At 56.6% G+C, this 26,463-nt stretch carries 23 protein-coding genes and 3 pseudogenes; 12 read left to right on the plus strand and 14 right to left on the minus strand.

Features of this window, described 5'->3' with window-relative positions; translation table 11 throughout:
* Positions 1-216: 216 nt before the first annotated feature.
* Positions 217-1,332 (minus strand): IS110 family RNA-guided transposase, encoded by a 1,116-nt coding sequence (locus JNB88_RS07635; protein ID WP_220354924.1) that lies wholly within the window; start codon positions 1,330-1,332, stop codon positions 217-219.
* 224 nt (positions 1,333-1,556) lie between these two features.
* Here JNB88_RS07635 and JNB88_RS07640 point away from each other — a divergent pair, with 224 nt between their 5' ends.
* Together JNB88_RS07640 and JNB88_RS07645 are read left to right on the plus strand one after the other, a co-directional pair.
* Entirely contained in the window at positions 1,557-2,579 is a 1,023-nt protein-coding gene (locus JNB88_RS07640; protein WP_220354925.1) for an IS110 family RNA-guided transposase, read from the plus strand.
* 469 nt (positions 2,580-3,048) lie between these two features.
* Positions 3,049-4,263, plus strand: coding sequence for an adenylate/guanylate cyclase domain-containing protein (locus JNB88_RS07645; RefSeq protein WP_220354926.1), 1,215 nt, complete (start codon positions 3,049-3,051; stop codon positions 4,261-4,263).
* Between the two features lie 162 nt (positions 4,264-4,425).
* Here the strand turns inward: JNB88_RS07645 and JNB88_RS07650 are convergent, their stop codons facing one another.
* On the minus strand, positions 4,426-4,893 hold the full coding sequence (locus JNB88_RS07650) for a hypothetical protein (protein WP_220354927.1): 468 nt from the start codon (positions 4,891-4,893) through the stop codon (positions 4,426-4,428).
* Positions 4,894-5,118: 225 nt separating this feature from the next.
* On the opposite strand from JNB88_RS07650, the gene JNB88_RS07655 reads away from it, so the two are divergent.
* Together JNB88_RS07655 and JNB88_RS07660 are read left to right on the plus strand one after the other, a co-directional pair.
* Positions 5,119-5,979, plus strand: coding sequence for an NAD(P)-dependent oxidoreductase (locus JNB88_RS07655; protein WP_220354928.1), 861 nt, complete (start codon positions 5,119-5,121; stop codon positions 5,977-5,979).
* Positions 5,980-6,014: 35 nt separating this feature from the next.
* Entirely contained in the window at positions 6,015-6,773 is a 759-nt protein-coding gene (locus JNB88_RS07660) for a sulfite exporter TauE/SafE family protein (protein ID WP_220354929.1), read from the plus strand.
* Between the two features lie 674 nt (positions 6,774-7,447).
* Here JNB88_RS07660 and JNB88_RS07665 read toward each other — a convergent pair.
* The gene (locus tag JNB88_RS07665) at positions 7,448-7,975 is read right to left on the minus strand and encodes a hypothetical protein (protein ID WP_220354930.1); all 528 of its coding nucleotides are present in this window, start codon (positions 7,973-7,975) and stop codon (positions 7,448-7,450) included.
* Between the two features lie 456 nt (positions 7,976-8,431).
* Here JNB88_RS07665 and JNB88_RS07670 point away from each other — a divergent pair, with 456 nt between their 5' ends.
* Positions 8,432-8,788 (plus strand): hypothetical protein, encoded by a 357-nt coding sequence (locus JNB88_RS07670; RefSeq protein ID WP_220354931.1) that lies wholly within the window; start codon positions 8,432-8,434, stop codon positions 8,786-8,788.
* A 277-nt stretch (positions 8,789-9,065) separates the two neighbouring features.
* Here JNB88_RS07670 and JNB88_RS07675 read toward each other — a convergent pair.
* From JNB88_RS07675 to JNB88_RS07685, 3 genes and pseudogenes are all read right to left on the minus strand, one after another.
* Positions 9,066-9,427: pseudogene (locus JNB88_RS07675) on the minus strand (cupin domain-containing protein); the annotation flags it as partial.
* Between the two features lie 1,837 nt (positions 9,428-11,264).
* The gene (locus JNB88_RS07680) at positions 11,265-11,528 is read right to left on the minus strand and encodes a hypothetical protein (RefSeq protein ID WP_220354932.1); all 264 of its coding nucleotides are present in this window, start codon (positions 11,526-11,528) and stop codon (positions 11,265-11,267) included.
* 493 nt (positions 11,529-12,021) lie between these two features.
* Complete coding sequence (locus JNB88_RS07685) at positions 12,022-12,276, minus strand: hypothetical protein (protein WP_220354933.1); 255 nt, start codon at positions 12,274-12,276, stop codon at positions 12,022-12,024.
* A gap of 1,087 nt (positions 12,277-13,363) precedes the next feature.
* On the opposite strand from JNB88_RS07685, the gene JNB88_RS34120 reads away from it, so the two are divergent.
* On the plus strand, positions 13,364-13,486 hold the full coding sequence (locus tag JNB88_RS34120) for a hypothetical protein (protein ID WP_262928065.1): 123 nt from the start codon (positions 13,364-13,366) through the stop codon (positions 13,484-13,486).
* A 167-nt stretch (positions 13,487-13,653) separates the two neighbouring features.
* On the opposite strand, the gene JNB88_RS07690 is transcribed toward JNB88_RS34120, so the two are convergent.
* Complete coding sequence (locus tag JNB88_RS07690; RefSeq protein WP_223217109.1) at positions 13,654-14,115, minus strand: hypothetical protein; 462 nt, start codon at positions 14,113-14,115, stop codon at positions 13,654-13,656.
* Positions 14,116-15,277: 1,162 nt separating this feature from the next.
* On the opposite strand from JNB88_RS07690, the gene JNB88_RS07695 reads away from it, so the two are divergent.
* Positions 15,278-15,499: a hypothetical protein gene (locus JNB88_RS07695; RefSeq protein WP_220354934.1), complete on the plus strand. Its 222-nt coding sequence runs from the start codon at positions 15,278-15,280 to the stop codon at positions 15,497-15,499.
* Between the two features lie 240 nt (positions 15,500-15,739).
* On the opposite strand, the gene JNB88_RS07700 is transcribed toward JNB88_RS07695, so the two are convergent.
* Both JNB88_RS07700 and JNB88_RS07705 read right to left on the minus strand, forming a co-directional pair.
* Positions 15,740-15,886, minus strand: coding sequence for a hypothetical protein (locus JNB88_RS07700; RefSeq protein ID WP_220354935.1), 147 nt, complete (start codon positions 15,884-15,886; stop codon positions 15,740-15,742).
* A gap of 159 nt (positions 15,887-16,045) precedes the next feature.
* Positions 16,046-17,029 (minus strand): DMT family transporter, encoded by a 984-nt coding sequence (locus JNB88_RS07705; RefSeq protein ID WP_220354936.1) that lies wholly within the window; start codon positions 17,027-17,029, stop codon positions 16,046-16,048.
* Between the two features lie 83 nt (positions 17,030-17,112).
* Here JNB88_RS07705 and JNB88_RS07710 point away from each other — a divergent pair, with 83 nt between their 5' ends.
* Positions 17,113-17,712 carry a CGNR zinc finger domain-containing protein gene (locus tag JNB88_RS07710; RefSeq protein WP_220354937.1) on the plus strand — a complete coding sequence of 200 codons (600 nt, stop codon included), beginning with the start codon at positions 17,113-17,115 and terminating at the stop codon, positions 17,710-17,712.
* Between the two features lie 56 nt (positions 17,713-17,768).
* Here JNB88_RS07710 and JNB88_RS07715 read toward each other — a convergent pair whose 3' ends face one another.
* Positions 17,769-18,056, minus strand: a complete 288-nt coding sequence (locus JNB88_RS07715) for a DUF2934 domain-containing protein (RefSeq protein WP_220354938.1) — start codon at positions 18,054-18,056, stop codon at positions 17,769-17,771.
* A 622-nt stretch (positions 18,057-18,678) separates the two neighbouring features.
* Here JNB88_RS07715 and JNB88_RS34545 point away from each other — a divergent pair.
* Positions 18,679-18,939: pseudogene (locus JNB88_RS34545) on the plus strand (ATP-binding protein); the annotation flags it as partial.
* A gap of 70 nt (positions 18,940-19,009) precedes the next feature.
* A pseudogene (locus JNB88_RS07725) lies at positions 19,010-19,837 on the plus strand (ISNCY family transposase); the annotation flags it as partial.
* 113 nt (positions 19,838-19,950) lie between these two features.
* On the opposite strand, the gene JNB88_RS07730 reads toward JNB88_RS07725, so the two are convergent.
* The 4 genes from JNB88_RS07730 to JNB88_RS07745 all read right to left on the minus strand — a co-directional run bounded on the left by JNB88_RS07730 (position 19,951) and on the right by JNB88_RS07745 (position 24,226).
* Positions 19,951-20,904, minus strand: coding sequence for a sugar-binding transcriptional regulator (locus tag JNB88_RS07730; RefSeq protein ID WP_220354939.1), 954 nt, complete (start codon positions 20,902-20,904; stop codon positions 19,951-19,953).
* A gap of 20 nt (positions 20,905-20,924) precedes the next feature.
* Positions 20,925-22,391, minus strand: coding sequence for an FGGY family carbohydrate kinase (locus JNB88_RS07735; protein ID WP_220354940.1), 1,467 nt, complete (start codon positions 22,389-22,391; stop codon positions 20,925-20,927).
* A gap of 69 nt (positions 22,392-22,460) precedes the next feature.
* Positions 22,461-23,417 carry a transketolase family protein gene (locus tag JNB88_RS07740; RefSeq protein WP_220354941.1) on the minus strand — a complete coding sequence of 319 codons (957 nt, stop codon included), beginning with the start codon at positions 23,415-23,417 and terminating at the stop codon, positions 22,461-22,463.
* Complete coding sequence (locus JNB88_RS07745) at positions 23,417-24,226, minus strand: transketolase (RefSeq protein WP_220354942.1); 810 nt, start codon at positions 24,224-24,226, stop codon at positions 23,417-23,419. The genes JNB88_RS07740 and JNB88_RS07745 overlap by 1 nt, the downstream gene beginning before the upstream one ends.
* 213 nt (positions 24,227-24,439) lie before the next feature.
* Here JNB88_RS07745 and JNB88_RS07750 point away from each other — a divergent pair, with 213 nt between their 5' ends.
* Both JNB88_RS07750 and JNB88_RS07755 read left to right on the plus strand, forming a co-directional pair.
* Complete coding sequence (locus JNB88_RS07750) at positions 24,440-25,420, plus strand: ABC transporter permease (protein ID WP_220354943.1); 981 nt, start codon at positions 24,440-24,442, stop codon at positions 25,418-25,420.
* A gap of 113 nt (positions 25,421-25,533) precedes the next feature.
* Positions 25,534-26,463 carry a sugar ABC transporter substrate-binding protein gene (locus tag JNB88_RS07755; RefSeq protein WP_220354944.1) on the plus strand — a complete coding sequence of 310 codons (930 nt, stop codon included), beginning with the start codon at positions 25,534-25,536 and terminating at the stop codon, positions 26,461-26,463.

Here is a 26,463-nt window from a genome sequence, read left to right on the forward strand (position 1 = left end):
GGTCGGCCGATTACGATGAACGCGTATTGGTGGAGGCGGAACTGATGGACGTCGGTGATCAAGCTCTGATACGCGGGTTGGATACCGCATTCCCGATTTTGCGTCCGGGGCTGTTCCTGTCTTACTGCGGGCGTCGGTCATACCGGCCACAAAGCGCGAACGGAAGTTCCCCTACCGTTGCCCCGCCCCCGCCAATGCGCGAGAAGTGGGTTGTGACTAGAGTCTGGGCTGGAGTGCCTCCTTCGAAACAGCCCACATAAAGCCAGCGAGCTCGCGCGCAATCGCAGTGCAAACAACGGTGGATTTCTTTCCGCGCGAGGTCAGTAAGCGATACCGTGCTGAGAGCCGAGTTTGTGCCTTCCAAGCGATCTCGCGGACCGACGATGGAACCTTCTCCAGCTTGTAAAGCTTCTTTGAGCCAATTCGCGGGGGGATCCGGTAAGTCCAGGCGCTTTCAACAAGCAGCGACCGGACGCGGCTGTTTCCGGCTTTCGTTATCCCGCCTCTTTTAGTCGTCTCTCCAGTCGACCGTTCTCCAGGCACCAGGCCTAGATAGCCCATCAACTGACGAGGGCTCTCAAATCGACTGACATCGCCGATCTCTGTAGCAAATGTCACCGCAACGACCAGATCAACGCCACGCAAGGCCTGTAGCGCCTGAACAATCGGTGCGAGGGACCAATTCGGGACAAACTCTTCAATCACCTTCTCCAGTCGATCAACACGCTCCCTTGAGACGCGCACTGCGTCGACCATTTCCTGTAGCGCTATCTGATGCGCTGGATGATCAAAGTGCTGCTCTTGCAGCCAGATCAAGTATCGCATGGTCCACCCTCTCTTGCGTGGGTAGATGCGCCCGTGCTTGAGCATAAAGGCACTGATCTGTTGCCGGTGGACCCGCAATGTCTCGACGGCGGCAGTTCGGGCGCGAACGAGATCTCGCATTGCTTCATGACCCTCGTCGGGAACCCAGACCGCGGTGAGCTCGCCGGCCCTCAATAGCCGGGCGAGCGCGAGCGCATCGCGACGGTTCGTCTTGACCCTGTCGCCTGGCTTCCGAGGGATCAAGGACGGAGCAACAACCGTGCATTCATGGCCAAGTGCCTTGATGAGCCTATACAGGCCGTAGCCCGTGGGGCCGGCCTCATAGCAGAAATGCACACGATCAAACTTAGCAGCGATCCGCTGGATAACGCGACGCATGCTGACATCTGATGCTTCAACCTCACCGAAATACCGGATCTCTCCGTCTCTCCCGAACTCGGCAACAGCAATCGCATTCTTTAGCTTCGCAACGTCGATTCCGACGAAAGCTTCTCTATAATGTGCCACGGCTCGTCCTCCTGTGATGAGGATCGGCTCGGGCTATCCGAGCAACCCTCGGAAGACCAGTGTAGGGCGAGCCACCTCAGCTACGAAGAAGGACATACATGGTGTAATCGCGGGCACGAGACCCCTCTGGATCCGAGCTTGATCTTGGAAGGTGGCTGCTCCCCGATATGATGAGATACGGGCTCTCGACTGGACGCCTGGCCCAGCATCAATGGAGAACAGCCATGACAGAGTATATCGGTCTCGATGTGTCAATGAAAGAGACGGCAATTTCGATCCGACGCGCGGGTAAGCGGATTTGGCGTGGGAAGTGCGCATCTGATCCGGCCACCATTGCCGAACTTATCCGCAGGCGAGCGCCAAATGCGGAGCGTGTGGTGTTCGAAACGGGCCCTCTCTCGGTATGGTTCTATCATGCCCTTCGCGCCAAGGGACTCCCTGCCATTTGCGTCGATGCCCGTCACGCCAAAGCAGCGCTCGACATGGCCGCCAACAAAACTGATGCCAATGACGCCGATGGGCTCGCGCACTTGGCGGAGGTCGGTTTCTTCCGCGAAGTTCGGGTAAAGGGCTATGACAGCATGCTCTCTCGGACATTGGTCGCGGCTCGAACGAAACTTATGCGCACGACGCTGGACTTAGCAAATCAGATTCGAGGAGTGATGAAGACGTTCGGGCTCATTGTTCCATGCAGCATGGGTGGCAAGTTTGAGGCAAGTGTTCGTTCCCTCCTGACTAACAATGTCGGCCTTTCGCAGATAGTTCTGCCCCTACTCGAAGCGTGGCGTAGCCTGCGACACCAGGCGGCAAAGCTAGGGCGACAGCTCCTCGCCGAAGCGCGTAGAAGCCAGCAATGCCAGTTGTTGATGTCGATTCCCGGCATTGGAGCTATCACAGCGACTGCCTACCTAACTGCCGTCGAGGATCCAGCGAACTTCAAGCGGTCGCGCTCGGTCGGCGCCTGGCTGGGGTTGACGACGCGGCGCTATCAGTCCGGCGAGGTAGACTATGATGGCCATATCTCCCGGCGTGGAGATGCCCATCTGCGTTCGCTTCTCTATGAAGCCGCGGTCGTGATCCTGACACGCAGCCGGGCGGACAGCGATTTGCGCAACTGGGGTATAAAACTACGCGAGAAGATCGGCTTCAAACGTTCTGCTGTCGCTGTTGCCCGCAAGCTCGCAGTCATTATGCATGCGATGCTTCGCTCCGGTGAGATCTTCAACAGGGCGACAGCCACCACCTAACCTTACAGGTCTGTTAGCGCCCATGGCGTGAAGAGGCGTCCCTGCCGGGACCGAGGCTGGTCCATTCCGTTAAGACCGTTGCACCGCGAGTTTGCTCGCAGCGTGCGAGACATACATTGGAAGGACTGTCCCGCGAAGCACCATAATGCGGCGACCTATGTCGACCGCGTAGACGACCATGCTCCCGGCAAACAGCCATCCGTCGCTAAAAGGCGCTTGCAAATCTCGCTATTAGACGACGGTCTTACGCGTCCTACCCCCTCCCAACGTAGTGCGGTTGGGCAATTGCCAACCACTTACCTGGCAACTCCTCAGGTCCGAATGCAGCTAGGCCGAGTGGTGGATTAGGGTTCGAGTAGCTCCATTTCGTAAACGGTGCCTCGTACCTGCCCGGTGTCCGATGCCTGACAGATATTTTTCTTCCCCGTCTTCTGCTGCGACCTTAAGATGCGTGCCTCGGAGGATTCTAATGAGTACAATTTCGCATTTTCCGTCAGGTTCGAGCGCTGGCACGTGGCCGATCGAGCGTCGACCAGTCCTTGATTGGCTTATGAATGAAACCAGTTCGCAGCGCTTCCTTGACAATCTGCTGGTCGAGATGTGCGAGCGTCTAGTGGTTGCGGGGGTACCCGTTGCGAGGTCATCGCTTCACCTGAGGATCCAACATCCGCAATGGCAAGGTGCGCGTATCCTGTGGCAGCCCGGTGTCGAGGAAGCCCATATCGACACCTTCGACTACGACGTTGACACCACTGAACTGTTTCTCCGCAGACCGGCCACCGAGATATACAATGGAGCGTCGGAGGTCCGGCAACACCTTCATGCTAATAGTATCGACGTTGTCCGATATCAGCTTTTCGAGGAGCTTCAGCGAGACGGCTTCACCGACTACGTGGCCTGGCCGATCCAGCATACGTGGGGCAAACGGCACGTTGTTACCTTCGCGACGAAGCAGCACGGTGGCTTCAAAGAATACGAGATTACCTACCTTAAGGATTTGCTGCCGGCGCTCGCGCTAGCAAGCGAAATCCGAATGAAGAATGCAATGGCCCGCACGCTCTTGGAAACCTATGTTGGCCCACATGCGAGTGCAGAAATCCTTGCAGGAGCTACGACGCGCGGTAGCGGCAAGACCGTCAGCGCCGCAATTATGATCTGCGACCTTCGCGATTTCACCGCGCTGTCCGACCTGTGGCCCCGCGACGATATCATCGAAATCCTCAACGGTTACTTTGACGCTCTATGCGAACCAGTCGAGGCCCGTGGTGGCGAGATATTGAAATTCATGGGGGATGGCCTTCTGGCAATCTTCCCGCTTAGCAAGCCCAATGCATGTGCCGACCTTCTGCAAGCTATCGAAGACGGCAGGCAACGAATGGCAGCGCTGAATGTTGAGCTTGCGAAGAGTGGCAAATCGGCGCTCCGATACGGTATCGGCGTCCACGTCGGCGATGTCATGTATGGCAACATTGGATCGAGAAAGCGCCTGGACTTCACCGCGATTGGTCCTGCAGTCAATGTGGCGTCCCGGCTGGAGGAACTGACCAAGGTGATTAAAAGACCAGTGCTGCTCTCATCGGATTTCGTCGAAATACTTGGCGCATCGGAGGAGTTTGTTGATCTTGGATCACATTCTCTCAGGGGCTTAGAGGCACCCGTAGGGGTTTATGGGGTTGCGGATTAGCCGCGGCGGCGGGATCAGACATTGCAAACTCGCCCACGAAACACCGCGATCGCTGCAGTATCGTCAGGCGTGAGGTCGCGAGTCAATTCGCGGCCTTGATTTTGCGCTATCGAGTGCAACGTGTGGGCGCTCCAGCCACAAGCCCATCCTGGGGGAGGCGGATCAGCTACCAAAATCCACTGACGAGATTTCAACGGACCATTCGAAATCACTGGCTAAAGGTTTACCCGGCAATGTCTCGAGGCCCCGATATTGGTTAAGCGCCCAGCAGGACTCGAAGTCGCTATGCGGCGTGATAATCTTGTTGCTGGTAAAGTAGTCCGAATATGTCTCATTGCTGTAGCCAGCGCGTTTCGCGATCAACCGGAAGCGAATGACGTTCACCTGTCTGTCTGATGCATTCGACAGTTTTACGAGGACTGTGCGGGCGTGGTCATCGCAGCCACCTGTGCCGGTGCTGCTACCGGAAACCATGGCGGCTACACCGTTCCGGTCGGATTGTTGAAAATAGAGATAGATGGCCACGACCGCACCTACGGACAGGACAATGATCAGTGCAATCAGCGTCGGCCGGGGGGACAAAAGAAAAAACACAAGAATAATCGGGACGGCAACCACTAGGAAAATCATTTGTCCTGCTCCATTTGCCAATGAGCTAAAGCAGGTGTTCGCCATAGGCAAGGTTAGGCGCGTTCGACCCCCGCAGGAGACAAGCCATGTGGTCGATCTCTCTAATTCTTTGCTCCGTCTTTACAATTGGTTGTCGGTATTTTCGCAGCTTGAACATTAGCGGCCACACGATGCTCACCTCACGCTGCGGCAGGTAACAGGAAACAAGAAAAGGATGCACGGTACATGACGAGAATTGCTGTGATCGGAATGGGTGCAATGGGAAGCGCGGTTGGAGCAGTTCTCCTGTCCAAGGGTGCCGAAGTGGTAACCATCCTGGACGGTCGCTCCTCGGAGACTCGGGCTCGTGCAGCGGCAATTGGTATCCGGAGCGTCGATCTAGCGACTGTTGTCGAGGCGGACATCATCCTATCAATTGTGCCACCTGCGGAAGCCCCGTCTGTCGCCCATCAGGTCGCTGACGCAATGACCGGCTCGATATCCCCGGCACACTTTGTGGATTGCAACGCAATTTCGCCAGAGACGATGTCTGCCGTCGCACATGCGTTCGGCGGCAACCTTGGCCGCGTACTCGACGGATGCATTATTGGTGGCCCGCCGAAAGTTGGCCACGCGGGTCCAAGACTATACGTAAGTGGCGGCGGGATTAATGTGGTCGATACACTGAATGGCCACGGCTTGGACGCTAGGTTACTGCAAAGTGGGGTAGGCGCCGCTTCGGCGCTGAAGATGTGCTATGCCGGCATCAATAAGGGGCTGACAGGATTAGCTACTGCAATGCTTCTGGCTGCGGCTGAAAGAGGTGCCGATGAGGCTCTGATGGCGGAAATGAACGAGAGCCAAGGGGATTTGCTCGCCAAGCTCTCGAAAAGCATTCCTGACATGTATCCGAAGGCCTATCGCTGGGTAGCCGAGATGAAAGAAATCGCCGACTTCCTTGGTCCGGAAAACCCTGCCGCCGAGATTTTTGTGGGAATGGAGGGTGTCTACCGCCAGATGGCCGCTGATCGGTCGAATGACAGCGAGCTTGCCACTACACTCTCTCGCATGATCGAGCGCAAGCATTCGGACAAGACCGCGCGTTGACCTCACGCGGCACCCGCCTCTAAACACAAGTATCTATGATCGAGCACACACCCCTTATAATTGCTATTGCTGCCTTGTCGGCATTTATGGTCGGCCTTTCAAAGGGCGGGTTACCGTCCGTCGGGACACTGTCAGTTCCACTCTTGGCCTTGGTCATTTCTCCCGTCACAGCCGCCGCATTGTTGCTGCCCATCTTCGTGGCAAGCGACATGGTCGGACTTTACCTGTACCGACATACTTACTCTGCGCGAAACTTGGCGATCCTCGTACCCTCAGCGCTAGTCGGCGTGCTGATAGGCTGGATGTTTAGTGCCTATCTCTCAAGCGTCTTCATCGGGATGCTGGTTGGTCTAGTGGGAATTCTGTTCTGCCTCAACGCTTGGCTTGGGAAGCGGTATCGGAAGCAGGCGAGGGACGCCGACGTTCCCTCGGGGGCATTCTGGGGTGCGGTAACCGGTTTGACGAGCTTTGTTTCGCATTCGGGGGCGCCACCCTTTCAGATGTACGTTCTCCCGCAACGGCTTGAGAAAATGAAGTTCGCCGGGACATCGACGATCCTGTTCGCAATCATAAATGCGGCAAAGATCGTACCTTACTGGGAACTGCAACAGTTCTCAAACTTCGACACCCGTTTGGTCCTCTGGCTGGCACCTGCGGCGTTCATCGGAACGTTTGTCGGCAAGAGACTTACGCAGGTCATCCCTGACGGGGCCTTCTTCCGGTTTGTGGAGATAACGCTACTATTGCTGTCGGTGAAACTGATCGCCGACTTTGCGGCTTCGCCGAGCTTTTAAGACTCGTTTTGTATTCCCGGTTTCGGCGTTCAAGCTGCTACGTCTTGCAAATAGTTGGCGACTGAATTCATCGCTTGCGCTATCCAGCCAATTGTATGCCGCCAGTTGCCAAGATCTTGGGCCGCGAGTTTTCCGCTCCGGCCATTCGCTACCGGTGAATGTCCATCGTGTCGGAGACGTGTCGCCTTTCGCTATGATTCAGCCCGCTGGGCTACCCTGCAGCGTAGTCCAACGCCATCGACCTTGTTCTACCCGCAATCGAACAAAATTCGCGTAGGATGCGGCGTACTTCCGCCGCTTCGTCGGGTGGCGGTTCCCATTGCAGAACTGGCAGGCCGCGAAGACGTTCTTCTTGCTATCTCCCCCTCCGTCACACCGGCCTGTAGGTGCTCTGCAGTACACCGAAAGGACGAGACAGCCCGTTTCGACAATCCAAACTCTGCTATGAACGCTTCGGGGTCGCGTTCCCACAAGGCGGAGCGGCAGTAGTAGCGTCGCCCGCCCTGGCTCTCGGTTGCCTGACATCTGAGCTTTTTCATGCGGTTCTTTGAGTTCACGACTCCACGTCCTTTGCTTCATTGCTGAAGTGGACGTGCAGCGACCTGAAAGGCCGCCCCTCGGTCTTGCAAGGCAGCGGGGCTGATGGGACCGCCAACTCCGATCCCCCTTTTCACTTAGCCATTGCCAATGATCTTGCCCGCCATCTCTATCACCGCGGCCTTATCCCAGCCAATAGAACCGCATCTAGGAGGTGGATCGCCAATCAGCGCAAGTGATCGGCATTCAAGCGCGGAGGCGATCGAGTGTATTTGTTCGGCGGTCAGCTTCTTCTTTTGGAGGGACGCCCCTCCGCTTCCGCCGGAAGGCCAAGCCGAAATAGCGGCGGCCTTCGGCGCGCCTGGGCTTATAATTTTCGCTCCGGTAGACGCAATAGGGGACCCGTTCCCGATGATTTTGCCTGCGAGGATTACGATGTTTCGGGCTGCCTTGATATCGTCGGGAGTTGGGGTCACTGAAACTTCAATGTTGATAGGTAACGCGAAACACACAATTCCTTTTGCGAGGTCCCGGTTCTTACTCTCGATTTTAGGATTTAAAAGATCCGGCGCGACCTCTGCTTTGCATTCAGTCGCACTAGCACGTTGATGGGATACCAAGAATGGCGCCACTAGGCAAAGCGCCGCTACCAGCACTTTCCGCATCTCTACTCCCCCCCTGATTGAGCATATTAGCGTTATCGCATATATGTGAGGTAGAGTCACGTCCTGAGTTAATATCGGCGGGTTAGCTTTGACGGGGTGACTACACGCAGGCCCTGAATTCAGATGTAAATAGGCGGGACAGGGAATCGCGGAAACCATCGTATTCACCCCGTCCGCGCTCATTGGTCCTCGCCCGCCTGTAGCTTTGCGCCGGCGCCACTTTAGCGCATTCGCCTCGTTCCACGCTGCAGATAGCTGCTGTTCTCCTCTTGCCCGACCGGACCCTTAGCCAAATATCCATGTCCCACCGTTAGGCTTCCTAGAAGCGCAGACGGCCGTTCCAGTTCGAAATTCTCCTCGACGAAAGCATCCGTTGACAATCTGAAAAATGAGAACATACTAAGAACCTCCAAACGGAATTCCTAGCTGTTTATGCTCTGAAGACGGAGAGCGGTTATGCTTTCGCGTGTGATTGAGAACGGACTCGATGAAGACGACCTTTCCGGTGCCTATGCCACACCTCCCGAGGAAATAGAAATAGCAGAGACGCATCCGCGGCTTATACAAGAGGTCGTCTCACGACCGGAGCGGCAGTTCACCTTGTACTATTCTGCTGTCTTTGAAATCCCGTCGGCCGCGCCCTGTGGGGGTATCGAGATCGCTGCGGATGCTGCCCATGGGATTGCGTGCGGCTTCTTTTTGGAGCCGGGGCAACCAACGCGCGAGCCGCTTTGGGTCGAATATGACGGCGATATCCAGAATGCGCTGTTTGGGATCTACGAGGTTCTCAAGGCAGAGGGCGCTTTGCCCTAGCTCACAGTGTTCTCAGGATGTAGTCGTCCGTACCACGCATTCGGTCAATTGGGGAATGGCTCCTTGCCGCGTCACTCTCTTCGATGTTGCCGCGTCGACGCCATTTTTGCCGCTGAGCCGCTGCGCTGTTTGCAGCGGCCGTAGAAAAGATGGTGTGGTACAATGAGCAAGAAATCGAAAGATGGAAGTTGTACTATGGTCGTTTTCGGACATAGCGCGTAACCGCTCCGGGCGTTTGCGGCCATTTTAGCCGACACGTGCCGATCAATTCTCCACCGATTTGAGGAGCGTCCTTGTCCTTGAGCAACAGGACGATGAACTTCGCCGGTTCAGACGTGCTTGCATTGCGACCGACCAGGTGAATGTCCGAAGGGCCTTCATAGAAGGTATCACCCGGCGACAAAGCGACTTCCTTTTTTCCCTTGAGCTGCATCACGATCGTGCCCTCCAGGACGTAGATGAAAGCATGTGCATCATGCTTGTGAATAAGATCCGCGCCGCCCGGCCCATACTCCACCAAGATCATCAGTCCTTCCTTGCCGGGGTAATCCGAAAGGACCTTGTTCATGAGCGGCGTGACGGTTACGCCGTTGTCGGCGGCAACCGCCAAGGGCCAATCAGGCTGACAGTGGCTGACACAAACAGCGCCTTTAGGGCTGAGTTCATAGCTGTAGCTCCTTTGCTTTTGAACTCGATGTGTTTGATGCGTGGACTTACCTCGCCTGCTCGGCCTGCCGGAACGAATCCTGGAATCCGATCTTGATCTCCTCGCACACTTGGCAATCCGCCGTGAACGACAGTTGACGCTGGGCCTAAGCAGTCAAAGCAGCGCCGTTATCGGTACCATTGCTGAGGTCAGTCGAGACCCAACCCGGCATTGGTATCGTCGTCGACCCCAGGCGAACCTGGGCCGAAGAACGACGACCGGGAATTCCGGTGTATTGAAGTTGAGGGCGAACGGTTCCGCCGCCGCCTTGCTACGTGAATAACCACCCGCTAATGCCAGGTGCGTATGTTCGCGCCCGTCGCAAGTGGAGTTCCAGATTACGGGGTTACTGCCTGGATTGAGAGGTGCCGCGCTTTCAAAAGCGCTACCCTGGCCATCTCGTTTATCTCTGCCTCTCGTTCCTCAGTGGCATGCTTTTGATCCTTGCGCTCAATATGGGCCAACTCGATTTGGTCAAGCGCTCGCGCGGGAGGCTGGCTAATCGCGACCTGCGCAACCGAACAAGTTACCGCTACTGTGCAAACAAACGTCGAGTATGCCGACATGCGCTCCCTCCATCGCTGTCGTGTTGTCAAATGCTAGCACAGGCGGCAGTTTAAGCTATTCCTAAAATACACAACTTCACTGTTTTCTGTGGTTTGCTCCTCCGTCTCAGCGTCCCGGTAATTGAAGCAATCACGATTTGGGCCGGACGCTAACACTCCCCCATATTGCGCCAATCTAAACTAAGTCTTGGCTTGATCCTCCCGGAGCATAGGGAGTGGCCCGCGAGCGACGATCCACGTACGGGCTGGTAATTCGGCCGGTGCCGATTGCTTTCGCGGAAGGTGAGATTCCCGCAAGCGGCGACCCGCTCACGCCTTCGCCGACCTAAGCCCTTCATGGCTGCGCTTGCCGCGTCGACGAGCTATTGTGGACCCCGGTCCGAAGCCAACCATTCGCTTGACGTTCCTCAGCTGTACCGCGGTCGAGGGGAGCACGTATCTGATCGAATCCATGGCGGCGGCAATCGCCTCCGAGTCTCCGTCTTCCTTAAACCTTCTTATGACGGAGGATGCCCTATTGAGCGTGTTTCGAAGGTCCTCGATCACACTCTCTGCGCAGACCGAGACAACCGCGCGCTCCAAGGCGGTGGCACTTCTAACGTTTTTGCGGGTTCGACTATTTGCCAAAGGCATTCTCCAATCACGCAACATTAGTGTTGTCTTATATTGAATGCTGCCCGGACTCGAGGCAATGTTCTCCCGGTAAGAGAGACGTCGCATCCACAACATCTTGGGCGTAGAGTGTATGGCTGTCGGTTAATGGCGCGCGCGTCATGATACTACTCGATCCGTGGCCGAACCCGCGCGGACGCTTGGCTCTGCCAAATCATGCAGGCTCATCCACGAAAGACATGCGCCCGGCCCGACCGTATTGAACCATTCCGTTTCACCGGTGAGAATGCCACGAGCCCTGGGTATCGCGGCCACCCTTAATGAGTTGACATTGGTCCTAACCCCGTCGCAGCTTCGGTCTAGGCTCGCTATCCCCGCCTTTTTTCCGGCCGGATAAAACCTGCCCACGACAATGGAAAGCTGATCTGGAAGGCAACTTGTGGCTCGATTAGGCGCAAGCCGCGTGGGGGATTAGATTGAAACCACGGCGCGGATTGCCTGGGGAGACAACACACGCCGTGGCTCCAGCCAGAGCAAGGACTGGCTATATTACCTATAGAGAGCGATTTACGGAGCAGCAATCAGCCTAGCTTCACCCAAAAGTATGACCGCCTCCGTAACTTGACTTGCGAGACTTCAAAATCTGGAGATCGTTCTCGATTTGCTGGTACGCTAGGATAGAAAGCACGTTGTGATCGGCTAGCTCTGCCAGCGCGACCGCCACCTCTTCCTTGCTCCAACGAGAAGGCACGGCCGATCGCACCAACTGCAAAAAGTATTCTTCAAGAGCTTCCTGGCAGCGGAGACAACGATCAGATGGGTCGTCGGGAGGCGGCATGATTTCGGTCTTCGTCAACTCGGTCCTCTTTCGTTAACCGGTCAAATCAGTATCGGCTCCTCAACCGCTCACTCGCCGGGGACACGGTCGATGGGCCGAGGCCGCCGCCGCGCTGCTTCGCCCGTAAATGCTCATGGCCGGTCACTGCCGACCACGCAAAGTCCAACCGGTTCGCGGTGGGGAAACACCGATCGCTACCGCGCTCCTGTCTGCCTCCTGCGACGCCATCGCCTTGCCGTCCCATTGGCACCAACCCAAACGGTTACCCTCATTTTGCCCGCCATGAATGCGAAGCGACGAAGCTTGTTTTTCCGACCGGTGGTAAAACCGGCCTTGAAGCGTCGCTGTAGTTCCTTTTTGTCGTGGCTCGAAAGTCGAGGATTGCGCTGACCACCAATGCTGGCAACACACTCCAACACGCATGAGGAGATAGCTCTCTCCGGCTTACCGAGGCGACACGCGACTACGCATTGCGCACAGCATCGGAGCCGTTCAGGCCTCCTGTAATGAATTAGTGAAGCACTATGGGCACATCTTCGAATGCTCCCATACCCTCGTCTGCGACCGTCGAGAGAAATTCGGCATAAGCCTCGCCATCTGACGCGAAAGAACTCTCCCACACTGTCGAAGTGTTATTCTCGTTGATGACCTCCAGGTGCCAGGAGGCTTCGGCTTCCAGCCTGAAGATGGTCACCTCGACTACTCGTCCATCTTTCTCAAACTTTGTGCAGAGGGGCGAATAGACAATCACCGGATCTTCTTGCAAATCGGACTCCATTACGTTGTATCGCGGCGCTTTTCAGCCCTTTCTGGCACATTGCAGCAGCCCCATGAACCTATCAACTCATTTTGATTGTCGGGTTCTGCTTGCGCACAGGTCGAGTTCATTGATGAGGTGCGGCGTCGCCAACAGCGACTGTCGATCGACTGCATGCGTCGGTTCGAGCGACCGCGCCAGTTCGTTGCTTCAGGCGCGAACCCAGCTAAGGGTTGGCGAAAGCGTCGTGGTTTCCCCCGCGAATTTGAGCCGCGGGCCTCCAAAAAAAATGGCAGAGCCTAAAATCGATACGCTTTGCTTTCTCGAGCCCGATCTCGGGTCGGCCAACTAGTCCAGTTGCATCGCGAATTCGCCACTGTCATTTCCCGCTCGCGCTCGGCAATGGGTCGCGAGCTTTATCAGATCCTCCTCCTTAATGCCACGACCGCCCCGTAAGGACGTGCTCGGTTCGGCGCTCAAACCCACTCACTCGCCGCGGAGCACCGCCGTGAAGTCGAAAGTGAAGCGGCAATACGTGGTCGAAATCTTCCAAAACCAGAACGGTCTTTGCTGCTACTGCGAGGGGCCGATGGTTCTTTGCTGCACGGCAGCAGATCGTAACCGGCAGATGCTGCAACGCTCGAGCATCTGCGGGTAGGGCGCAAGAAAGGGTGGAACCGCCCGGATTACGCGGCTCGACGATGGATTGGCTGATGTTCAAGTCATACCGGCTCGGTGAGCTACTTTGGGACCTCATCACGCCACGCAAGAAGCCTTAGGCGCGTTCATGCGCGCCGGCCGCCGTGATGGCGTGCCTTTTTATTAGCCGCCACCAGCGGCATCGCCCCAACCTGGGCGCACCACAGAGGAAACTGGCCCGTCAGCGCCAATGCTGGCGGGTCTTTTTGTCAGCAATTTCGTTAGTCGTCGCTATCGCGGTCTCTGTCGCGAGCACGGTCGCGCTCGTACGATGACGATCCTTCCAATCTGTCCAGCATTTGCAATAAGAGGTCGGCGCAAACCTTTGTTGGTTCGTCATCGGCACACTGAATGCGAATTTTGACGTCTCCATCCTGAACGTAAAAACGGGCGGCCCGTGGCGACCGTGGCCGATCGCCTCGTCCTCTATGCCAATCAGAACGTTGGCGGTCCTCACTTGAAGAAGGTGCTGCTTGCTGCGGAGGCGCTGTCGTTTCGGGAGCCGCAGTCGTGGCGTTAGGGGGCGGAGACGGTGTATCCCTAGGCTGCTGGGCGAAGGCAACGCCGCTGGACAAGGCCATCGCTATGGCGGCTACAGTTATGATGATTTTCATTGTGGTTCCTCGGATTGGCACGTGAGGAAACGCACCGCTCCGAGATTAGTTGCACCATCCTTGCGGTAAGAAGTTAGGCCAACCGCCACGTCGCCACGGGATCGATGCCTTTTGCCAAGCGCCGTCTGTTCATCTCTGCAAAGAGGTAGTCCACAGGCGGAACGTTCTCCTCGTAGCCCCAGCCGCGCGATCCTGACGGATGGAGAATGTGGGTTGCAACTGCACCCCACTCCGGTGACCAGTTTATCTCGTGGGCCTCGAAGGGCCTGGCGCCGACGCGATAGGCAGCCTTTTTTGCCTTTTGATGAGCCTTCTTCCGCCAGAGTTCGCGCCCACATACGAGGATGATCTCGGCCTCTCTCCGCTTCACCAAGCCAAAGAACAGATGCGGGGTCCTGCCTTCCCAGAGATGCTCTGGAGGGCGATCGCCAGGTTTGTTGCCGGCGATTACTGGGATGTAGTTGTAGAAGACCACCGAGTTCCAAAATGCTGCCAATTCAGCCGGACTAAGCCCGCGATCGAATCGCCCCGTCACCAGCCTCTCAATGCGCCGAAAGAATGTCGCATTTGATCCTAGCCTACCGTGGATATAGCTTTGGACCATCTCTGGTGAGTTCAGGTCTTCCATCCCCAATTTCCGAATTGGCATCATAGTGTGCTTCACCCAGTACAAGCAGACGTGCGCCGCCTATAATATTCCCCCGATCCGCATAATCGGATCCCACCCATGGCTCGAACATCCCGATTTCCTTTGTTCATTGCTGACCGCAGCGAATCCCTTTTAGGCGGCGATCGACGGAGTCGGAAGTGAACTATTTTGGGGATCGAATGCAAAAGCCCCACGGGACGGGCGTCTACGTCGGGCGGATCCGCGAGGGCTTGCGAATCCGTTCGCGGTACGTTGCACTGCATCTAAATGAACCGCCAGCGCGAGGGGAAGTTCCAAAGACTGAAAAGGCCCGACGCTGGGAGCGACGAGCCTTTTCCGCTGGCACTAGAGGGACTGGACGCCAGCGCGCAATGAACCTGTCAAATCCCATTGCAAACCGCTAACCGGCGCGCCGGTCGAAAGTTCCAAAGGTGAGGGAAGAAAAGCAAACCCGGCGTGCTTGGTTGCGGGCGCCGGGCCTGTTGCGGACCTTACAAAGGATCAATGCTGGGTCCTACGACGTGTTTGGAACGCCGCATTACGAGAACAGGCGAAGGGGAATAAAGTTCCAACTACCACCGAATATGCTGCGAAGTTTGCGGCAGAGGCGAACAAACAAGCAAAGGCCCGGCGGGGAGTGCTCCCGCCGGGCCTTTAGACGGACCAGCATTTGGGCGGATGCTTTAAGGGTCCACAGCGTTATTACGCGAACCGCTGCATCCGAGAAACTAAGGACGGTGCAAAATGTTCCCTAGGCGCAAACGACATCCAACCACTTCCAGCCATGAACTTGTCGCTCGAGTGAGGCTAAGGTGTGTAGCAAGAACGTGCCCTCCGGTTAACGGCAAGAGCGCGAACAATCTACAATGCGCCAGAACTACCCGACCTCATGGCATGGTGAGAGTGGAGCAAGCTCAATCCGGTGTGTCCAAGCTCCGCCATGACCTGCTTGTGAGCAAGCGCGATAAGGCCAAGTCCCGACCAGCCGAAAGCGCCCAAATTCAGAGTGCCCGCCAACAGGAAGAAAACCTAACGGAGAATCCGCCACATGACCCGTTACACACTCCTTGCATCCGGCTTGCCCGCTGAGAGCATCCTCAATGTCAACATCTTTGCCGAAACCGACGACGATGCCCGCCAGCAAGCACTTGCCACCGGTATGCGGCTGCACCTCGCCGGTTATAGCAACTTCGATCTTCGACGATGGGGAAGGGCCCGCTGCGACCCTCTACCTCTCCTTCCGGACCGCCACGGCGGAACCGACCGTTGAAATAATCGCGGGAGGTTGACTACGCTCGGAAGAGCCTTCGAGTGGTTATCCACTGAATGAGCGACAATGGATGCGATTTCTGCGACAGTTGTCGTGCGAGCTGACTTCCGATACCCCCGGGAACCATCGACACCCGTCGAGGTCAGCTTCCCGATGCTAGACCTCATCTCCTCCCGAGGTTGATCGACTCGCCTCAAGTCGTCGCATTGTTTTCAAGCTCTCGTTCTTCGGAAGCGGAGCTTAGTCTGTCCGCTCGTACGCAAAGAAGATGCCTGCCATTATGAGCGTAGCGTCGCCGTGATCATTGCACCAATGACGGACGATATCGATCACCATCTCAAGATCGTGATCGTCCAAATCCAGTGCAACGAAATTGAGAAGAGACATGAAAGGCGCTCTCGTCAGGCAAGAGCATGTATAGTCTCCCAAGCGGTCTCAGCCGATATGGGGCCTGATGGCTACCTTACCCTAATGTCGAATCCTGGCAACAAACCCGTCGGCGGCCGTGAGGGAACCAACCCGTGGCAAGGGGGAACCGACTTGCCGTCAGCGCCTCCCTCGAATACCGGCCGATTGACTTGCGAGGCAGCTTTTTCCTATCAAAGGTGTGAGATCGGCCTCGGGTTGACCGACCCCCTTTTCCTCTGTTTTACCAGCGTAAAGACACACACCGGCCGCGAAGAGGAGGAGAACCATGCCTACGATATTTATCACGGCAACGGTTTCGCCAGCGACAATAACTCCAACGATCACGGCGATGACCGGCGACACAAAGGCGAAGCTGCCAGCGCGAGCCGGTCCGATGTCGCGAAGGAGCTGTAAGTAAAGGCTGTAGCCAGCCACAGATCCGAAAAAGATCAGGAACAACCAGCCGCCTATGGCAGACCATGGCCAAAGGAACGCCACCAGAGTACGCGGGCTGTCCCCACTTGCCAAACCGAACAATAGTAGCATGGCACCGCCCAGAAAGGTCGTTGACCCCGAAATGAGCACGCTGCCATATCGTGCGATTAGCGGGCGAGCTATAACTGAGCCTAGTGCGGAGGAGAGCGCCGCTACACTAACCGCTACCGCGCCCGTCATCGAGTTTACCTCTGGGCGGGTGGCAGTGTGTTCAAAGAGAAGGACCAATCCGAGAGTGCCTACGGCCATGGCCACAACCCGGCGCCAGTTCCAGACTTCCTGGCCGAGCAAAAAGCCAAAGGCAAGGAGTGCTAGGGGTGTTAGCGACATTTCCAGCACGGCCGCAGTCCCCGACGCAATGAATTGCATGCCCCAAAAAAGGGGACCATAGCAAAAAGTAATCATCAAGAGGCTTGCGCATAGAAGACGGCTGATATCCTTGGTGGAAATTCCGTGGACGGAGCCGCTGGTCCAACCATAGGCGAGAAGAATAAGCCCGGCGGCGATGAACCGGGTGGCGGCGAAAATGATCGGGGGAACCGACTGAATTCCCGCCTTGACGCCAATCCAAGTTAGGCCCCACACGAGACACAAAACGAGGAACTTTGTCGTGTTGATCGAGGGCATATCCCGCCTCTTTCCCGTAACGTGTAAAACCGGTATATTTCGTTACAACGATTGGAAGTGGCGGCGGTTCCAAGGAAACAAATATGGCGAAGTCGGTCCACGACATGCGGTTGAGTGGCGGCCATCCAGCGCTCGACTTTGTAAATACAGTAGATAGCAGGCGAGGGCGCATCGGACCCGATCTCCTGCTTTCCTACGATGACCTCGTCATCTTAGCTGGTCGGGTTGCTCTTTTAACTCCAGGCGACGCCACCTACCTGAGAGAGAAGGCGAAGGAAGAGCCCGAGGAAGCGGCATTACTGCTTGAGCGGGCGATCGCGTTTCGAGAGGCATCATACAACCTGTTTTTGGAAGAGGATCGGTCGGGCCACTTGGGGCTTGATCATGTTGCGACGGTAGAAAATGAAGTCCTTGCAGCTCGGGCGGGACAGCGGCTCGAACTGGCGAACGGTGCGTTGGGCTGGAAGCTGCCATTGCGCGAACTCCCAGATCTCTTCTTCCTGTTCGTCCTAGCCACCGACGAGCTGCTGACCGCCAGAAAAGAACGCAGGCCGGTCAAGGAATGCAAGGGCGATAATTGTGGCTGGCTTTTCCTAGATCATTCCAAAGGTGGAAGACGAATATGGTGCTCCGACGCAAGTTGCGGCACGCATAATCGGGTCAAACGCTTCCGCAGCAAGTGACGGAGTTGCCGTAGAGTGCAACGAGGAGGGCCTATTAATTGGCGGACGGTCTCGTTTCATGGCCCCTCGGTTTTCGAAATCTGACTATCAGATTGCTTCTCTCCGGTAGTGATTTCCACCTCCGGAACCAAAGTTTCGGCACTTGTTTTCACCCCACGTTCGACCGCATCGTCATCTCGGTCGTCTTCATCGATTAGTTCCTGCATCGTTTCGTGCTCGTCGTCCCCGAGCAACTCGTCTTCTGCCTGGAGCCAATGTTTTACATCGGCGCCCACGGGGCAACCCTCGTTCTCCCAGATCTCGAAAGCACGCCATCTTATTTCTTCGTGTATGTCCGCGCCCATCACGTCGTCTCCTTGCATTGTGCGGCGATGGTTCTCTCCAGCCACCAAGGCGTGCTGGAAACGCTAAAACAAACGGTGACACTTGTTGTTCCTTTTGTCAGACTTGGAAGGTCACCTTGATGGCACAACGAAAGTCGAATGGCGGCTATCGGCCGCGAAGCGGAACGACCGGCAATCAAAAGATAAAGCTCACATAACGAATCGCGGCTTTGCCGCCACGTCCCGCTCGCCGAAGTCCCCCGGGGATCTTCGGAAGCTGATTGGTTGCCTTGACGGTCCTAATGGTACTCTGTCGAAAGCCGTTGTCTCGGCACCTACGATTCGTTGGCTAGGCTCCCACATTGGAAGCCTACGATATGACCAGCGGCCACCCCCATCGAAAAGATGAGACTTGCCGCAAACACATTCGTCCAGTTTGCCAGTGCTAGAAAGGTTACCCAAAAAGCAAGCGCAAAAGGGGACTTTGGCATTTGAGACCGCCATGGTGATAAGAAACAAAGCCTCTGGCAAATTTTTGGCGCCTTGCAGGAAGGGAACCGCTGTAATTACTACAGCCAACGCCGACGAGCGAAATAGCGCCGGGCGTAACCAACCTAGCTTGAAGTGCGCGAGGTCCTATAAGGCCTCGCTTGAACTCCAGCTCGAATCCGCCATCGCCAAGCTCGACAAGTTCGATCTGCTCATCCTCGACGATCTCGCCTATGTGACCAAGGACCAGGCGGAAACGAGCGTGCTCTTCGAGCTCATCTCAGCGCGCTACGAGCGGCGATCGATCATGATCACCGCCAACCAGCCCTTTGGCGAATGGAACAGGGTTTTCCCCGATCCCGCCATGACACTCGCCGCCGTCGATCGTCTCGTCCACCCGCATTGCCTCGTCGAAACTGTTCCCGAATATTCAACCGTTGCCTCACATAATTTGCTCCCTACCGAGTGGATGAACAGGGGCGACTATGGGGCAGTTGAGCATGGCGACAAGGAAAGAACTGACGGCGGCGGTTTCGGAGCGTTACCGTGCTTCGACGCGAGCGGAAAAGGCGAGAATTCTGGATGAGTTTGTCGTCATCACGGGTTTCCACCGCAAGCACGCGATGCGGCTGCTGCGGCATCACGAGAGAAAACCTACAGGCCGGCGAGCGCGGCCGCGGGTTTATGATGAAGCGGAACGCAACGCGCTCATATTGCTGTGGGAGGCGTCTGATCGGCTCTGCGGGAAGCGGCTGAAGGCGTTGCTGCCCGTCCTTGTCGAGGCGATGGAACGGCACGGTCATTTTGACCTCGCGCCTGAGATCCGCGGCAAATTGCTGGCGATGAGCGCGGCCACGATCGACAGGACGCTGGCACCGATCAGAGAGGGTTTGGGACGTCCTCGACGGCAGCCCGCGGCACATGCCCTGCGACGGAGCATTCCCATTAGAACCTCGGCGGATTGGAACAACCCGGCGCCAGGCTTCGTTGAGGCGGATCTCGTCGCCCATTGCGGCGCTTCGGCCCGCGGCAGCTTCATCCAAACCCTTGTTCTCACCGACATCGCGACTGGCTGGACGGAATGTGCGCCGCTGCTGGTTCGCGAACAGACACTGTTGAGCAGTGTGCTCACAGAATTGCGCAAGCAACTGCCCTTCGCGCTTCTCGGCTTGGATACGGACAACGACACCGTCTTCATGAACGAGACGCTGAAGGCCTATTGTGACGCCGCCAACATCGTCTTCACGCGTTGCCGCCCCTACCGCAAGAACGACCAGGCCTTTGTCGAGCAGAAGAATGGCGCCGTGGTGCGCATAGTTAGAAGCGCGAAGAAGCAGGCCGACTGCTCACCGAACAGGGGTTCTTGCAATAGCATTCAGAAATTGCCGCCCAGCGGATCGGAAATCCGGCGCACTCGCCCCGACTGTCACCCAGCAACTAGGCGCTGCGCGGTAAACTTGTCGGTGATCAAAGTGTCGATGACACCAATTCGTAGGGCACCAGATATTGCAGCTGTCTTCTTCGATCCGCCTGCTAAGGCGATAACTCGATCCACTCGGTTCAGATCCTCGAGCGGCAATCCAATTACCCGCTCATCCAAAGGCGTTTTCACGCCCCTTCCTTCTTTGTCAAAAAACCTAAGTGATATATCACCGACTGCCCCGGCTTCAGCTAGATCGGCCAGTTCGCGCGATGAAAAGATGTTGCCGGATCGCGCGAGAAGCTCTGACGGCTCGACGGCGCCGATGCCCACAATCGCCAACGTTATCGCGCCAAATAGGTCGATTGTTTCTCTGACGAACGGATCAGTTTGCATCAGCAACTTTGCCTCTCGCGACGACGTCACGCCTTGTACTGGCAGCAGCTTTGGTTCGGCGCCGGTCAAACGAGCTAGACGCGTAGTCAACTGAGTTGCGTGCGTTTGTACCGAGGGATCACCCATGCCACCGAGGGTTTGGACGACATATTTGGCGTTCGCACTCTTTTGCGGATGTATGTTTTCAACCATTTTAAAGATGGTCTGGCTCCAACTCGAAACCCCAATGATTTCGCCTGGGGTAAGCGTCACTTCAAGAAGATGAGCTGCGGCTTCACCGATACGTGCCATGATAGCGCCGTCCCGGTCTTCCGAACACTCTACTACAACCGCTTCAGGTAGCTGGTATTTCTCTCGCAAAGCTTGTTCGAGATCGCTGTAGGTCCCAACCGGCGGAATGACGGTCGTTCTTACAATATCTTCCGCTTCTGCCCGTTTCAGCATACGCGATACTGTGGCTTGTGAGAGGCGGAGATGCTGTGCGATGTCCGCCTGTCGCCGCCCCTCGATGTGGTACATCTGGGCAACTCGCGAAATAAGCCGTAGTTCGTTTAGGCGAGACATTGCTGATCCGGTGTGAATTTTTATTCACATGTAGCCGGTGTTTGACTACCAGTCGAGCGGTGAAGCGCATCATTCCAAGTATTGAGAAGGTCTTTTCGATCGACAGTCACCGGCGAGATGAATTGTGTGGTTCTGGGAAGTCTCTCGATGACAGACAGATCGCGCCATAACCCAAGGGACAAACCCGCCAAATAGGCGGCGCCAAGCGCCGATGCTTCTGGGGCTTCGCATTGGATGACCGTATGTTCGATGAGGTTCGACACGCACTGCATCAGGAACCGATTCTGGCTGGGACCACCGTCCACATAAAGGGCGCCAAGTACTCCACCACTCTGTTTCCGCATCGCCGTGATCACATCGTTGACTTGGAGAGCGATCGAGTCGGTCACTGCTCGTGCCATCTGCGCACGCGTCGTGCTGAAGTTGATCTGCGAGAATAGGGCCCGGGCATCAGAGTTCCAGTAGGGTGCACCTAGTCCAACAAAAGCTGGCACAAAACCGGGTCCGCCCGGCTCTGCGGTCTCCGCCAGATGGACGAGCGCTGCCACGTCTGGCAGGCCAAGAATGCCAGCCATCCAAGGCAGACTGGCTGCTGAAACCAGAATATTGCCCTCGAAAGCGAACGTGGGTGTTCCGTTGATACGCCACGCGACGGTGGTCGTGACACCGTTCTGGGGCGCAATGAAGCGCGGAAGTGTCGTCATTACCGACGAGCCCGTTCCAAACGTTATCTTGCCGTCTCCCGGCTTGAACGCGCCGTGCCCGAACAAAGCCGCATGACTGTCCCCGATCGCGGACCTGATGGGAGTGCCGTCGGGTACCCCTGGAAGCCCCTTGGTCGCTCCAAAATCTGCCGAGCTATCCAGCACCTCGGGCAAAAGCGATGTATCGACTCCAAAGATCTCACCGAGTTCCTCGCTCCACTTTTGCTGCTTGAGATCGAACAATTGACTTCTTGCCGCGTTCGACGCGTCACAGACATGGCGGTCCCCATTGGTCAGGCAATGTATGAGCCAACTGTCGATTGTTCCCAAGCGGACCGGGCGAGCGGTAGGCACGCGGTCGAGGAGCCACCGAAATTTGGAACCTGGGAACATTGGATCAAGCGGAAGACCGGTGAGCGTTTGCACACGATCAAGACGCCCTTGGGCGACCAAGCGCTCACAGTCTGAGGCAGTGCGGCGGCACTGCCAGCTAACGACAGGACCAAGCGGTTCACCAGTTTCCGCATCCCACGCGGTAACCGACTCCCTTTGATTGGAGATGGCGACTGCCTCCACCGTGACGCCAGGCGCCGCTGCCAAGCAGGCTTCGACTGCCTCGCAGACGGATGCGTAGAGGCGACGAGGATCTTGCTCCACCCAGCCAGGCTTGGGATAGGAGATGCCGACAGGAGCCGAGCCCCTCGCCACCGCTTCTCCCACTTCACTAACGAGAACCGCCTTTGAATTGGTTGTTCCCTGGTCGATAGCAAGAATAGCCCGCATGATTTCCTCCGAATTACATGAACCGGGGCGGCAAGCACCGGCGCCCCGGTTTGGCAGTTGCCGTCCAGGCTACTTACGCTTGATCAAAGCTTCGGCGGCATCGGCGATTGCGGTCGGGGCCATGCCAAACTCATCGAGCAGGAACTCGGCCGACCCGGTCGGCGCGTAAATCCCCGGCACGCCAAGACGCTTCATTGGAACAGGAGCGTTGTCGACCACCACTTCGGCTACCGCGGAACCGAGTCCACCGAAGATGGAATGTTCTTCGGCCGTTACAATGGCGCCTGTTTCCTTAGCCGCTTTGATGATCGCCTCTTCGTCGATTGGACGAACTGTAGCAAGATTGAGGACCCGGGCGCTTACACCGCGCTCAGAAAGAATTTCTGCGGCCTTCACGATGCGATGAGTGAGGGTCCCGTTGGCAATGAGCGTGACATCCGATCCTTCACGCAACAGGTTCGCTTTGCCCAATTCGAACTTATGGCCCTCCGGGAGAAGGTCCGGAACGCCAACGCGTGACAGGCGCAGGAAACACGGTCCCGCATAGGTCGCCGCCCATTCGACCGCCGCTGCGGTCTCAATCCTGTCGCAGGGCGCGATCACTGGAAGATTGGGCAGGACGCGGGTCCAAGCGAAGTCCTCGATAGAATGATGCGTTGGGCCGAGTTCGCCATAGGCCATCCCGGAAGAAATACCAACGAGCTTCACATTTGCATTCGAGTAGGAGATGTCGGCCTTGATTTGCTCGAGCGACCGCCCAGTAAGAAAGGGCGATGCGCCGCAAACGTAGGGAATGCGCCCCCCATTTGCCAGGCCAGCTCCAACACCGACCATATTCTGCTCCGCTATCCCGACGTTTACCAGGCGCTCCGCAAACTTTGATTTGAAACCTCCGAGCTTCGACGAACCCACGGAATCGTTGCAAACCGCAACGATAGTTTCATTCTCTGTTGCCAGGCGCTCGAGGGTCGCTGCGAACGCATCGCGGCAATCATAGAGCTTTGGTGTGGCTACTGGTGCGTTCATCACACTGCCTCCGATAGTTCTGCCAAAGCAATTTCATATTGTTCCTTGCTCGGAACTTTGTGATGCCAGTCGACTTTGTCCTGCATGAACGAAATTCCATGACCCTTGTTGGTGTGAGCAACGATGCAATGCGGCCCTGTCCCGCGATGCTCTAGCGCTGAGACGACCTCGCTCATATCGTTTCCGTTGATTTCTGTGACCTCCCAGCCGAAAGCTTCGAGTTTTGGGCGAAGGGGTGCAAGATCGTTCGTATCCGCCAAGGCCGCGCCCTGCTGAAACCTGTTGTGGTCGATAATAAGCGTAAGGTTGTCCAGCTTGAATTGTGCTGCAGCCATGATGGCTTCCCAGTTCGAGCCTTCCTGCATCTCTCCGTCGCCGGTGACGACATAGGTGTGATACGTGGCGCCAGAAAGCTTTGCGGCCTTCGCCATGCCGACCGAGACTGGCAAGCCGTGGCCCAGAGGACCCGTGTTCGTCTCGACACCAGGAACCTTGTTGCAGTTCGGATGACCGTTGAGCCTCGAATGGGGCTTCAGAAATGTCGCGATTTCCTCTTCCGGGATGAAGCCTCGCTTCGCAAGGGTCACGTACAGTGCGCACGCCGTATGCCCCTTTGACAGTACGAACCTGTCGCGGTCTGGGTTCTTTGGCTGTTCGGGCCAGATCTTCAGCACGCGGAAATAGAGAGCCGTCAGAATGTCGATTACCGACATCTCGCCGCCGATGTGACCGGCGCCAGCTTCAAAGACCGCCTGAAGATCGCGCAATCTTATCTCGCGAGCCTTCCGCTCTAGCTCTTGGATATCCATGATTTCCTCTCTCATGCATAAATATTCACATATCAATATTTTTGCACAAGTTCCGATTTAGTCAAGCCCTCTCGGTGAAGGTTGCGCGAATGGACCCTAATCAAAACGAGTTGACACCGCCTAAGCAACTTGTTAATGAATTTTCCAGCAGGTATGAATATTTATGCGTACCTGAACGATTATTGGCTACCAACCTAGATCTAGGGAGGAACGATGGTGGCGCTCGATATCCATGAACAGCGACTTCCGTCCGGGAACTGGCTAAGCAAGCTAAAGGGAGCTACCGGTCCGCTTGTGGGCCTGCTCGCGCTTTGCATCTTTCTTAGCTTCAGCACTGACGCATTTCTTTCCGTCCGAAACGGTCTGAACATTCTCGATCAGATCACCGTGCTCGGGATTATGGCGGTCGGGATGACGTTCGTTATCCTCATCGGGGGTATCGACCTTTCTGTCGGCTCGGTGCTCGCCCTTGCCATGATGGTGATGGGCTGGACTGCAAACGTCGCGGGTCTGCCGCTTCCAATAGGGATCGTGTTTGGGCTTATCGCATCAGCGATCTCTGGCCTGATTGTGGGGCTACTTGTTACGCAGTTCAGGGTCCCGGCGTTCATCGCTACTTTGGCGATGATGTCGGCTGCACGCGGGGTGGCGAACATGATTACGGACGGCCAGCAGATCGTCGGCTTTCCAGACTGGTTCATGATGCTAGCTATCGACCGGCACTTTGGAGTTCTTACAGCAACCGTTTTCCTGATGCTTGCTGTGGTCCTCGTGGCTTGGCTCTTCCTGCACTTTCGTTCGGAAGGCCGAATGCTCTATGCAGTCGGCGGAAACCCAGAAGTGGCACGTCTCGCTGGTATCAACGTCAAGCTCGTGACGATTGGCGTCTACGTCGTAAGCGCGGTCCTCGCCGGTCTCGCAGGTATCGTACTTGCCGCACGCCTGGACTCGGTGCAGCCCTCCAGCGGTTTCGGCTACGAACTGGATACCATTGCCGCAGTTGTAATTGGCGGGACGTCACTTTCCGGAGGCGCCGGAGGAATCGGTGGCACGCTCATCGGCGTCCTGATCATCGGGGTTCTTCGCAATGGGCTCAACCTTCTCAATGTTTCGCCGTTTCTGCAGCAAGTAATCATCGGCATCGTCATCGTCCTTGCTGTCGGCGCAGAGACCATTCGTCGGCGTCGCGCCTGACGACGGCTGCCGCAGATCGGCGGCCTCAGGAATTCCGTCCCATGCCTGGGGCGGATCAATACCCCAAGGGGGAGGATTACCCGAGGGTCGTATCCAACAACGGAGGAACTACTATGAAAATTGCACGTACCATGCTCGCGTCTGCCGCCCTGCTCGGTCTCGCGCTCAGCCCCGTTCATGCGGCTGAACTAAAGAAAGTAGGCTTGGCCGTTGCCAACCTGCAGGCAAACTTTTTCAACCAGATTAAACAATCGGTAGAGGCCGAGGCCAAAAAGCGTGGCATCGAGGTCGTAACGGTCGACGCGAAGGGCGACGGCCCAACACAGGTCAACCAGATCCAGGACCTTCTGACACAGAACATCGACGCACTGATCTACATTCCGGCAGGCGCTGCCGCCGCAACCGTTCCAGTCAAGCTCGCCAAGAGTGCGGGTGTTCCTGTGGTCAACGTCGATCGAAACGCCGACGGTGCACCTGGCGACACCTTCTTGGCAACGGATTCGGTGGCATCCGCGAAGAACGTCTGCGACTACATTCTCAAGCAGGCTGGCGGCAAGGGTAAGATGGTTATCATCCACGGCCAGAAGGGGACAACGCCAGAAGTCGACCGTTCCAAGGGTTGCGCTGAATCGCTCAAGGCTAACCCTGATGTAAAGGTCGTTGCCGAGCAGTACTCGAACATCTGGAGCCAGGACGAAGGCTTCCAGATCATGCAGAACATGCTGCAGGCAAATCCTGACGTCTCAATCGTCTTCGCCCAGGCCGACGCACTTGCGCTCGGGGCTGCCCAGGCGATCAAAGTCGCCAACCCTTCCCAGAAGATAGTGGTCGGTGGCTTCGATGGTGATACTGCTGCCCTTGAAGCGTTGAGCAAGGGCGTCTTTGACGTAACTGCCACACAGCAGACACAGAAAATGGGCCGGGACGCTGTCGAAAACGCCGCAAAGCTTGTCGCTGGTGAAAAGGTGCCGCCAGTGCAACTCCTCGACGCGACGCTGACGACCAAGGAAAACGTCGCAGGCTTTATCGCCAATCACCCGTAA

Source organism: Rhizobium cauense, assembly GCF_019511525.1.
GTDB classification, from domain to species: domain Bacteria; phylum Pseudomonadota; class Alphaproteobacteria; order Rhizobiales; family Rhizobiaceae; genus Rhizobium; species Rhizobium cauense.

Excerpts from the sequence above, each read along its gene's own strand:
- JNB88_RS07660 (WP_220354929.1), top strand. The coding sequence starts at position 6,015 with ATGATCGAGCACACACCCCTTATAATTGCTATTGCTGCCTTGTCGGCA.
- JNB88_RS07650 (WP_220354927.1), bottom strand. The coding sequence starts at position 4,893 with ATGATTTTCCTAGTGGTTGCCGTCCCGATTATTCTTGTGTTTTTTCTT.
- JNB88_RS07705 (WP_220354936.1), bottom strand. The coding sequence starts at position 17,029 with ATGCCCTCGATCAACACGACAAAGTTCCTCGTTTTGTGTCTCGTGTGG.
- JNB88_RS07670 (WP_220354931.1), top strand. The coding sequence starts at position 8,432 with ATGCTTTCGCGTGTGATTGAGAACGGACTCGATGAAGACGACCTTTCC.
- JNB88_RS07710 (WP_220354937.1), top strand. The coding sequence starts at position 17,113 with ATGGCGAAGTCGGTCCACGACATGCGGTTGAGTGGCGGCCATCCAGCG.
- JNB88_RS07735 (WP_220354940.1), bottom strand. The coding sequence starts at position 22,391 with ATGCGGGCTATTCTTGCTATCGACCAGGGAACAACCAATTCAAAGGCG.
- JNB88_RS07700 (WP_220354935.1), bottom strand. The coding sequence starts at position 15,886 with ATGTCTCTTCTCAATTTCGTTGCACTGGATTTGGACGATCACGATCTT.
- JNB88_RS07645 (WP_220354926.1), top strand. The coding sequence starts at position 3,049 with ATGAGTACAATTTCGCATTTTCCGTCAGGTTCGAGCGCTGGCACGTGG.
- JNB88_RS07740 (WP_220354941.1), bottom strand. The coding sequence starts at position 23,417 with ATGAACGCACCAGTAGCCACACCAAAGCTCTATGATTGCCGCGATGCG.
- JNB88_RS07730 (WP_220354939.1), bottom strand. The coding sequence starts at position 20,904 with ATGTCTCGCCTAAACGAACTACGGCTTATTTCGCGAGTTGCCCAGATG.
- JNB88_RS07640 (WP_220354925.1), top strand. The coding sequence starts at position 1,557 with ATGACAGAGTATATCGGTCTCGATGTGTCAATGAAAGAGACGGCAATT.
- JNB88_RS07750 (WP_220354943.1), top strand. The coding sequence starts at position 24,440 with ATGGTGGCGCTCGATATCCATGAACAGCGACTTCCGTCCGGGAACTGG.
- JNB88_RS07665 (WP_220354930.1), bottom strand. The coding sequence starts at position 7,975 with ATGCGGAAAGTGCTGGTAGCGGCGCTTTGCCTAGTGGCGCCATTCTTG.
- JNB88_RS07745 (WP_220354942.1), bottom strand. The coding sequence starts at position 24,226 with ATGGATATCCAAGAGCTAGAGCGGAAGGCTCGCGAGATAAGATTGCGC.
- JNB88_RS07695 (WP_220354934.1), top strand. The coding sequence starts at position 15,278 with ATGACCCGTTACACACTCCTTGCATCCGGCTTGCCCGCTGAGAGCATC.
- JNB88_RS07655 (WP_220354928.1), top strand. The coding sequence starts at position 5,119 with ATGACGAGAATTGCTGTGATCGGAATGGGTGCAATGGGAAGCGCGGTT.
- JNB88_RS07715 (WP_220354938.1), bottom strand. The coding sequence starts at position 18,056 with ATGGGCGCGGACATACACGAAGAAATAAGATGGCGTGCTTTCGAGATC.
- JNB88_RS07755 (WP_220354944.1), top strand. The coding sequence starts at position 25,534 with ATGAAAATTGCACGTACCATGCTCGCGTCTGCCGCCCTGCTCGGTCTC.